This is a genomic window from Paenibacillus sp. J31R109 (genome assembly GCF_059692055.1).
The window spans coordinates 202,809-210,900 of record NZ_JCAUAR010000011.1 but is presented as its reverse complement, the minus strand read 5'-3'; the positions used below and the strand labels follow the sequence as shown (position 1 = coordinate 210,900).

The following is an 8,092-nucleotide window of genomic DNA, read 5'->3' as shown; positions in this document are numbered from 1 at the left end:
TTTACGTATGTCCCCATCGTTTCACCTCTCCGTCTACTTTGTAATCGTTACCTAATTATAACATAAAAATAGCATCAGTAGGGTAGTATTGAGATATACTAGGTGATCCCTTCAAGGAGCAGAGGTACGATTTTGATTAACGTTTCAAAATGTTAGAGTAAATATAACAAAAGAGACGGATTCGCGTTCCGTCTCCTGCACAACACTTGGATGGAGACACTCCGAGTGACATACCGGAAATGAATAACCCCTACCCTATGGCGCTAACCTGAATGGGGTTATTTTCAATTTAAGCCTATCATCGATAGGCTTTTTTTCATTATTAGGAATAATCAGGAAGTTTCATAGGATGCACTTCCACTCTCCAATTTAGCCTTCTCCCTGTACGCTGTTGGCGAAATACCAATGGTTCGCTTAAACATGCGCGAGAACATGAGGGGGTCTTGGTAGCCCACAGATTGGGCTATTTCGGCGATCCCAAGCAGCTGTCTACGAAGAAGACGGCAAGCTTTCCTCATCCGAACATCGGTCAAATATCGGTAGGGGGACATGGATAAGCGCTGTTGGAAAAGTCGGCACAAGTATTTGGTGTCTAGCCCGACATGTTCAGCGATTTCGTGTAGACTGATACGTTCGGCATAGCGGGTGTTCATATAAGAAACAGCATTACGTACATGGTGTCCGACATCAGCTCTAAGTGGGGGCGTATCGTCCGGTATGGCCAGCGTTCCAAATATTTGGTACAGCAGAGCGGTTAGTAGGAGCTCTTTAGCTGGTTCCTTGCGCAGGCTCATTAAATTGCCAAAAAGAGAGTCAACGGGCAACGAAGAATCAGCCGTCCGAACAGGAGACAGGACATTAAATCCGGCTATTTCGACCAGACGGGGGGCAAATGTTCCGACGAAGCCAAACCAAGAGTAGCTCCAGGGCTCAACCGAATCGGCGCGATAGGTGTGGACGGTATCCGGTGTAACGAGGAACAGGTCACCAGGGCCGAGCCGTTCCGTTCGGCCTCCTGTCGAGTAAGTGCCATATCCACTGTGAATGTAATGAAGAATGTACATATCTCTTACGCTGGGCCCGAAAGAAATGTCAGGCAGGCAACTTTGTGTGCCGATCTCCAGCACCGCCAGATCGGTCAAACCGATCGGATCCGTATAAATAAATTCCACGTGATCTTTCGCCTCTTCCTCATATAGAGAAGATATGCCATGAGATGGGGAACTCTGGCTATTTTGATTATAAAGGATGAACACTACAATTTACAGTAGGAGGGATATACAAATGGAGTATACAACATTCGGCCGTACCGGACTTCGTGTATCGAAATTAGGGCTTGGCGGCGCACCCCTTGGAGGGGTTTTTGGACCTGCGGATGAACAAGGCGTCGAGAAGATGATCCATGAGGCTTTGGACAGCGGCATCAATTTTATTGACACGGCACCGAGCTACGGCAGAGGTGAGTCGGAGCGTAGAATCGGTAAGGCGCTGATCGGCGGAAGAAGAAACGAAGTCGTGTTGGCATCCAAGGCAGTAGGTCCGGGAGAATCGTTCGATTATGCGACGACGATTCGTTCCGTTGAGCATAGTTTGGAACGGCTTCAAACCGATTGGATCGATTTGTTGCAAATTCACGATGTAGAGCAGGTTTCCTATGAAACGATCGTGAACGAGACGCTTCCTGCCCTGGAGAAATTGCGGGAAGATGGAAAGATTCGCTATATCGGCGTTTCGACAAGAATATTGTCACTTCTGGAGCGATATGCTCGGCTAAATCGGTTTGACAGCATCCAGTTTTATGCTAGGTATATGCTGATTGATCATACGGCGAAGGATGCATTGCTCCCGCTCGCAGCTGAGAAGGACATCGGTGTTATTAACGGCAGTGTGCTCGGACTCGGCCTGCTTGCCGATACGCCAGCACCGTTTTTGAATCCTAACATCATTGACGAGGCAGCGAAGCGGATGGAGCAGCTCACGTTTTTGCGCAAAACAGAGCCGCACGGACTCGTCGAACCAGCCATGCGTTTCAGTCTATCACAACCGGCCATTCACGTGACCTTAACTGGGGCTGCCACACGGGAAGTGCTGCGCGCGAACTTGGCATTTTGTGATGGACATGGATTGGATCCAGAAGATCAGCAACGGGTATTTGCTTTATTTCAGGGCAAAAGTTTATTTCCAGCGGAGAAGGAGGAATCGAAATGAACACACAAGCAGGTATGTTGCCAAGGATTGTAGCGGAAGAACGAATGGTGCCACCAGAGTGGGCGTTGCAGGAACAGTGGTTATTTGCTACGTTGAATCAAGCGGCGAAGGAGTTTGTGGCTCGTTACACACAGCCGGATGGAACGCTGATCTGGCAGAAGGAATGGCCAGGTATGGACGGATCAGATGATCCCTATGAAGGGTTCATGAATCTAGCACTGCTCTACGTATTAGGGGGTAGTCGTGAGCTTCACGAAGTATCCCGAAAGATTTGGGAAGGGATTACGTGGCAGTGGACGGAATATGGGCAAGTTTCCCGAGAATTTGATGCTTACTATGATTGGATGCATCATGGGGAAGGGTATTTATTTCTGTACTTTCTCGGACTAGCTGGTCCTGCAACCAGCAAGGACAAGCAGAGAGCAGTACGTTTTGCCAATATGTATACGGGAGACGATCCCGAAGCTCCAAATTATGATAAGGCGCAGAAGCTTATCCGATCACCATTGAACGGAAGCAAAGGTCCGCGGTTCACAGTGTCAGAAGAGGATTGGGTCACGCATCGCAGCATTCTCGATCACTATCCTGCACCGTATGAGGATATTCCTGGTGTTGATTTTGCAAGCGGTAAAACCCCATGGTCCAACGATGACGTCTATCAGAAAATGATTGAAATGATGAATGAGCGAATGAACCGGGGAGACGTTCCGCTCAATTTGAATGCAACTGGAATGATCACACACACCTTCATGCATACAGGAGAGGCAGCCCTTCGCGATTGGGTCGTCGATTATCTCGCAGCATGGGAAGAACGCACTCACCGTAACGGGGGGATTATTCCTGATAATGTCGGGCTTTCCGGTATCATTGGCGAATATAACGACGGTAAATGGTGGGGAGGCTATTACGGCTATAGATGGCCGCACGGCTTTATGACCATCATTGAGCCACTGACGAACGCATGTATGAATGCTGTATTACTTACGGGAGACATGAGTCAGCTTACGCTAGCTCGGTCCCAACTAGATGCCAACTGGGCGCTGCGGCGGGAAGAAAATGGCCAGGTACTCGTACCGAATAAACACGGCGATAATGGTTGGTACGATTGGCGGAAGGCGCTGCCGAAGTATCCGGTCTATTTGTGGACGATGTCCATGGCTGACGAGGATTTAGAGCGGTTAGAGCGGATTCCGAGAGATCATGATTGGAATGAAATTACGATACCTGTCGTCTCAGGTAGGGACAGCAAGACAGGGAGAGAAACAAAGCACTTTATCGGCAATACGGAGCCCTGGTTCCAGTACATTCGAGGGCTCAACCCGGACTATCCGAAGCGGATACTGGCCGCCAATATGGAGTTGGTCGGTCGGCAGCTGGAGAAAATGCGCTCGGACCAAGGCGACCCGCATGGGTGGAAAAGCGATTTTGCAGACGGTGACTTTTCTAACATTCATATCTGGCAAGAGATGTGCCCGATATATTTCGAGTCGCTTGTACAGCTGACAATGGGGGGACCGATGCATATTTCGCACGGAGGCATGCAGCATGCGCGGGTTCGCTACTTTGATTCACAAGAGAAACGACCAGGTCTTCCACAAGGTGTATCTGCGTTAGTGGAGGCGCTTACAACGGATGGTGTGACGCTGCAGCTCTGTAATACGAGTTTGTTTGATGAACGCGAGGTCGTTATTCAAGCAGGAAGTTTCGGAGAACACGCGTTTACCAGTGCCCAGCGAATAGACGGAGATGGCTGCCCTGTACCGGGGTCGCACATAGAGCTCGATGGCAAATGGCTGACTGTTCATCTAAAGCGAGGCGCTGGCATTAGACTACAGCTTGGCATGAAGCGTTACGTCAATTTGCCGAGCTATGATATGCCGTGGCCGAACTCTTATGCCGCAGATCTGCTGGTAGGGCGTAGGGAAGATGGGGATGCGTCATGTACGTAGACAGTCATGTTCATTTTTGGAAGCCTTCGCGCATTGATTATGGCTGGTTGAAGCCTGAGAATGAGCTGCTCTATCGGGACTACCTGCCAGAGCAGTTGTTTACGGAGCTGGAAGCTTGCGGTGTTAAGCGATTGGTAGCCGTACAGGCTGCCGTAAGTGCGGAGGAAGCGGCATTCCTGCTGGAGCTGGCGAAGACCTGGCCATTTATATCGGGTGTGAGCGGCGGACTTGATCCGTTCGGGGGTCTTTTCTACGAGCAGCTGGAATTCTTGAAGGCCAACTCGCGCTTTACCGGCATTCGATTAAACGGGAGTGCATTTCGCTCTGAGCGTTCAGAGAGCGACCAGAACAAGCTGCGCTCGGCACTCGTTGCGCTGATGCAGGCTGATCTCACGTTGGATCTGCTTGTACAGCCCGCAGACCTTGCAGATGTAGCAAAGTATTTAGAAGAGCTGCCGCAGCTTAAGTCGGTCGTCAACCATCTGGGTTGTCCCAACATTCGGGAGCAGCAAATGGAACCGTGGCGAACAGGCATGAAGCGGCTATCCAGTCTTCCGGGCGTGGCGGTTAAGCTGTCCGGGATGATCACGATGGCAGGCAGTCTCCATCCTGAGAGGATTCGGCCTTACATCGATCAGTTGCTTGAGATATTCGGCAGCGGACGACTATTGTTTGGCAGTGATTGGCCGGTTGCCTTGCAGGCAGGCGGCTATAGGGACGTCATCGATTTGTTCGAGGCGGTACTTCCTGATAATCTTGCGGAGGGGGAGAAGGGAATGATTCGTGCGGGCAATGCCAGTCGATTTTACCCGATACTGACATGATGAGAAGGATGTATAGAGCGCAGACGAAAGTTGGCTGCGAAGTGGGCTTCGCGCTCGCGTTAGCGGAAGCAGCCGAAAGCTGGCAACGCGAACTTCGGGGGCAGGGTGTCGTGAGTTGCTCGATTTTCGCGAAGGGAAGCGGTGTATTTCTTTATTTTGAAATGATGGGCGAAGGCTGCGAATGGGAATGGCCAATAACATGCAAGCCGTTGCTGGAGACATGGCCGGGCAGTTTTGGAGGTGAGCATCGATATGCCGTTCCAATGCTCGATATCTTCCACGATGGTGAACCGGGGATGAAAGAAGCCGGGCAAAGTGGTGAGCGAGTTGGTAGCCTTGCACGATTGAAACCCTCGAAATACAGCAGCTACATCTTCTATCATTATGCTATGCAGGAGGAGAAACCGAGCTGCTTTAATCCAACTTATATCATCGGAGCGCACGAGGAACTCGTCTTCTCCTATCATGAACGTCCGACTCCCGCGTTTGAACACGGTGTTACGCGAATGACATGGCCTGCACCGATTACGCCAGAGAACTGGCATGACGTGATGCAGCCGCATTTTATCCCTTGGTCGGAGAGCGAGCAGGGACCTATCTTGTGGGAAACGATGGACATAATTTTGACCTTTTAATCATGAAAGCCCTGTCTCGTCAAAAAGCCAACCGAGCTCCTAAAGAGAGTAGGCTGGCTTCTTTGCATTCTTACTTTTCCGAAACTTCCAATCCTCCCGCTGGTATCTGATCGACCGTCTGCAATAAGCGATATTGCCCAGGCGTACTCCCCATTCGCGATTTGAACAGCTTGCTGAAATAGCTGACGTTGGCATAGCCGATTTCACGGCAGATGTCTTCCAGCGAATATTTGGGCTGACGCAGCAGTTCACAGGCTCGTTTGATTCGCAAATGAATCAAATAGTCGTTGATCGTTGTGCCTGTCGTTTCCTTGAAAATACGGCTCAAAAAAGACGTGCTTCGCTGCACGTGCCCGGCAACGGTCTCAATCGTGATGTTGTTATTATAGTTTTTCTCCATAAATTCGGTAGCGAGCTGCAGAGTCATATCATTGAGCTTTAACCGCTTCTCCCGATTGTGGGTAATGATTTGGGCGCACATCTCCATCAAGCGTGCCTCCATATCACGAAGCGTTTGGATACCGGACAGCACGAATGGCCGATCGCCGAGTACGGCAGTCATATCTCCGCCGGTTTGCACCAGCGTTTTGACAATTTCCCCGCTTAGTTGAAAGAAGAGCTGTTGCACGTTAGCTATCCCAAGCCTGCGGGTAGTCACTTCTTTCGTAATACGGCTAATCGTCTCCGCACACTCCTCCTCGTTCAGTTGAAGCAGTGCCTGAAGCAGCTTTGTCTCTAGCTCGTAGGGGTAATAATAGGTCTCTTCATCCTGCTTCCAGGAACTAACGATGGTATAGGGCACGATTTCGCCTTTGCCGACATACATTTTCAGATTGAGGGCTTCGACCGATTCTTCATAGGCGGTTTGAGCCGAAGACACACCCGTGTGGATGCGGCTAATTCCAATCGTTGCAATGATGCTGTAACGACTCTCCAGATTAAACTGTAGCTTTCTCGCAAGCTCAATTGGAAAGTCGTCTTGATTAGCTGGGGCAGCAAGAATGATGATGATGCGTTCATCGTCCTTGGCGAAGATTTCGCCGTCGATTTCGGGTCCGAGTTCTTCAATTAAGCCATATTGAAATAGGTGGAAATGGAGATTGCCAGTCGAGTCATTCAGCAGGGATTGTTCCTCTAGCTCGATCGTTAGGATGGCAAATCGTTCAAAATTCAACTTTAATCCCAAAAGCTCCGCTGCATCCTTCTCCTGCCTACTGGTTTGCTGGGAAATCGCTCGCCCCTTTATGAGGTCGCTCAAATATTTCTCTTTGATCGCTGAACGGTTGTCGCCAAGCAATGTTTCTACCCGTTCCTTCTCGCTAAGGATCGTTTCCCGGCTATGTCGAAGCCGTTCGAATGCCTGCTGGATGAAGCTTGCTTCGTCGGCGGCCGACAATGAGGCTTCAGGATTTGCTCTTTCACTGCCGCTAATATAGGTGAGAACGCTTTTGAGCGGACGGTATAGTCGCTGTGAGATGTAGATCAGCAGCAAAATGGCAATGGTGACGTAAAGAGCAGAAACGGCGGCTACGATCATTTTAATACGGCCTAAACCCTCAAGCAGGACAGATCGTTTGGTCAAATTAACAAACTTCCACCCTGTCACGTTAGAGGTGGTGTAGGTCACGATCCACTGGCGATCATCAACGTAGGAACCGCTTCCTGGAGCGGATAGCACGCTAGGGTTAAACTTCCCGATCAGGGCTGCGGCTTCTTCCGTTTCACTGTAGAGCGGTTCACCTTGAGTCCCGAGGACTAGTGTCAGGCCTTTTTTATTATGGTAATGACTCAAATATTCTTTAAAGAGGAGGTCGAGCTTCAAATTAATCACAATGGCTCCATCAACAGGACCAATGAGTGGCATTTTTTGCATTAAACTGGTGGCCAATGTTCCTTTCGAAGCGGCGTTGCCAGGACGATTGGTCAGCCACACCGTTCGGTTGGCGGTATCTTCATTCATGACCGTCATCCAAGAACGGTCGGTGAAAGAGGATAACGGGGACATTTTCATATCAGATCGGGAGGTCAGTACGAGATCGAGTTTATTATAGACGAGATAAATGGAATCGATATAAGGACTTAGCTTCTGCTGTTCCTCCAGAAACCGCGTTAAGTCAATAAGTGAAGAGACACTGAGCTTATCATTTATTTTATGATACAGATAGGATTGGGTCATGACCATGCTCGAGGCGATGTTCTGTATCGCAAGAAGTTCTTTATGAATCAGTTCTCGCTGCTGCTCCATAATGGATTGATTGTATTCAATCGAATTCTGAATGCTGGTATCGGCAGAAATCGTATAGGTAACCGAAGAAATGAGGATGACGGTAACAACGATAATGGCAGTCATAGTTAACAACAGCTTGACGAATAGCGATCGGTTGCGAATCACTTGAAGACTAGGCATCCAGACCCTCCTTTCAAAGTGTTAGCGTTTTCAAGATGAGGTGGATGAAGCGCTCGGCACGAAGAAAAT

General features: G+C 49.5%; 6 protein-coding genes. 4 read left to right on the top strand and 2 right to left on the bottom strand.

Going from position 1 to position 8,092, the window contains the following annotated elements; translation table 11 throughout:
• Window positions 1-332: 332 nt before the first annotated feature.
• Window positions 333-1,172 carry an AraC family ligand binding domain-containing protein gene (locus tag AC58QT_RS24715; RefSeq protein ID WP_497411317.1) on the bottom strand — a complete coding sequence of 280 codons (840 nt, stop codon included), beginning with the start codon at window positions 1,170-1,172 and terminating at the stop codon, window positions 333-335.
• A 112-nt stretch (window positions 1,173-1,284) separates the two neighbouring features.
• On the opposite strand from AC58QT_RS24715, the gene AC58QT_RS24710 reads away from it, so the two are divergent.
• Genes AC58QT_RS24710 through AC58QT_RS24695 form a run of 4 tightly spaced genes read left to right on the top strand, consistent with a single transcriptional unit; the run spans window position 1,285 to window position 5,616 of the window.
• Window positions 1,285-2,208 carry an aldo/keto reductase gene (locus AC58QT_RS24710; protein ID WP_497411316.1) on the top strand — a complete coding sequence of 308 codons (924 nt, stop codon included), beginning with the start codon at window positions 1,285-1,287 and terminating at the stop codon, window positions 2,206-2,208.
• A complete protein-coding gene (locus AC58QT_RS24705) occupies window positions 2,205-4,157 on the top strand; it encodes a DUF8034 domain-containing protein (protein WP_497411315.1) in 1,953 nt (650 codons plus the stop codon). The genes AC58QT_RS24710 and AC58QT_RS24705 overlap by 4 nt, the downstream gene beginning before the upstream one ends.
• The gene (locus AC58QT_RS24700; RefSeq protein ID WP_497411314.1) at window positions 4,148-4,981 is read left to right on the top strand and encodes an amidohydrolase family protein; all 834 of its coding nucleotides are present in this window, start codon (window positions 4,148-4,150) and stop codon (window positions 4,979-4,981) included. Before AC58QT_RS24705 ends, AC58QT_RS24700 begins: the two co-directional genes overlap by 10 nt.
• A gap of 8 nt (window positions 4,982-4,989) precedes the next feature.
• Entirely contained in the window at window positions 4,990-5,616 is a 627-nt protein-coding gene (locus AC58QT_RS24695; RefSeq protein WP_497411313.1) for a hypothetical protein, read from the top strand.
• A gap of 70 nt (window positions 5,617-5,686) precedes the next feature.
• On the opposite strand, the gene AC58QT_RS24690 is transcribed toward AC58QT_RS24695, so the two are convergent.
• Window positions 5,687-8,023, bottom strand: a complete 2,337-nt coding sequence (locus AC58QT_RS24690) for a helix-turn-helix domain-containing protein (RefSeq protein ID WP_497411312.1) — start codon at window positions 8,021-8,023, stop codon at window positions 5,687-5,689.
• Window positions 8,024-8,092 lie beyond the last annotated feature (69 nt).